At 68.9% G+C, this 1,676-nt stretch carries 1 protein-coding gene; it reads right to left on the bottom strand.

Annotated elements, in window-relative coordinates:
* Window positions 1–139: 139 nt before the first annotated feature.
* A complete protein-coding gene (locus ACW62_RS32725) occupies window positions 140–1,555 on the bottom strand; it encodes an IS1380 family transposase (RefSeq protein ID WP_053208315.1) in 1,416 nt (471 codons plus the stop codon).
* Between the last annotated feature and the right edge of the window lie 121 nt (window positions 1,556–1,676).

Below are 1,676 nucleotides of genomic sequence, written 5' to 3'. Positions count from 1 at the left end.
CCTCGATGTTTCGTCTGGCCTGCGTGGCCGGGGATCGGTCACGGTGTGTTGGTGGCTCGGAGTGTCGGGCATGGCTGGGCCCCGGCGTTGTGTCCGCCGGTTCTCCGGGTTCCTCGGTTGATGGGTCGGGGTGGGGTTGTCAGGTGGTTCGCAGCGCGGTCCAGCCGGACTCGATGAGTGGGTTGTAGGGCCAGTCGCGGGGTAGTCGGAGGCGTCGTCGTCGGCCGGTGCGGATGATGCGTCCGGCCACGGCGAGAATGCGCAGCCGTAGTCGCTTGGGCTCCCAGCGGCGTGCTGGTTCGTTGGCGGTGAAGGCGAGGGTCTGGGTCCAGGTGAGCAGGTCAGCGGCCAGTGCGACGATCTCGAGCCAGATCTGGTTCTGGGCGTAGCCGTGGAAGGGCAGGTTGCGCATCCCGGTGTCTTTCAGGCCGCGGATGCGGTCCTCAGCGCGGGCGCGGAGCCGGTGCCGCACCTCCAAGTCGGCGATCCGGCCGCGCTTGGTGTTGGTGGCGAAGCAGGTGATCCGCCACCCTTGATGGTCGGTCAGGCGCAACTGTGCGCCGGGGTGGGGGCGTTCGCGGCGTGCGATGATCCGCATGTCCTCGGGCCAGTGCTGAGGGCCGAACCGTGCCGGTGAGCGGGTCGGCTTGGTCGGGGTCGGCATCCAGGCGGTGAGCTCGGCGACCTGGGCTCCTTCACGTGGGTTCTCGTCCGCATCGAGCGCCGAGCGCCATGCCTGCCGTGGGATCGCAGCCAACGCGACCGCGACGGTGTCCATGGCCGGGAACCCGATCGAGTACTCCAACCCCAGATCGGTGATGTGGTGCATGAACGCCTTGGAGCAGCCGCCGGTGTCGGCGCGCACCAGCACCCTGGACCGTTCTGCTTCGCCCAGCTGCTCCAGCGCGTTGCCCAGGGTGGTGATGTGATCGGCGCTGGCGTGCGGGGAGGCCTTGCCCGGTCGTAGGTCCAGCGCCAGCGCCTCCCCGGTCCCGCCCGGGCCGTGGTCGACGAAGGCGCACATCGGGGCGAACCCGAAGGTCTTCTTGAACGTCGGTTCGGCGTGTTCCTTGTCTGACTGCGCGCTCACCAGCGTGGCATCCAGGTCGACCACCACACGGCCGCTGTCCTTGTCCGACCCGCCGCCGGTTGTCGATCGGAGCGGGCTTCGACGGCCCCAGATCGAGGCACGAGCTCGGGCCCGGGCGTCGCGGATCGCCGGCAGCGACGCGTCGATGTCGGCGGCCAGCTTGGCGATGACCCGGGACACGGTCGGGTCGGAGGCCACCGGCCCGAACAACTCCGGTTGAGCGCGCACCACCGCCAGGTCTGCCAGACAGTCACCTCCCAGAGCGACCGCTGTCGCGACGTCGAGGAGCACCTTGCCGGGGTCGTGGACCACCCGATCCGAGCGCCACGGCGCCAACGCCGCCGCGAGCAGGCGGTCCACGCCCGCGACCCGGACCGTCTCGTTGAGGAGCACCGCTCCCGACGAGGAGATCAACGACTCGCGGACAGCATCAAGAACAAGACTCAGACCAGGGCTACGCTTCACCTACGGAGTGCCTTTCAACGCGGCGGATCTTGACCTTCGACAAGCCAAGAATCCCGCGTTGAACAGGCACTTCCGTGCATCACACGCCACACACCACCCCGGCAGACGTGAAACCCCGAGG

This window comes from Jiangella muralis (assembly GCF_001270745.1).
Taxonomy (GTDB): domain Bacteria; phylum Actinomycetota; class Actinomycetes; order Jiangellales; family Jiangellaceae; genus Jiangella; species Jiangella muralis.
Note: the sequence above shows the minus strand (reverse complement) of the source record. Positions and strands in the feature narration are given on the sequence as shown.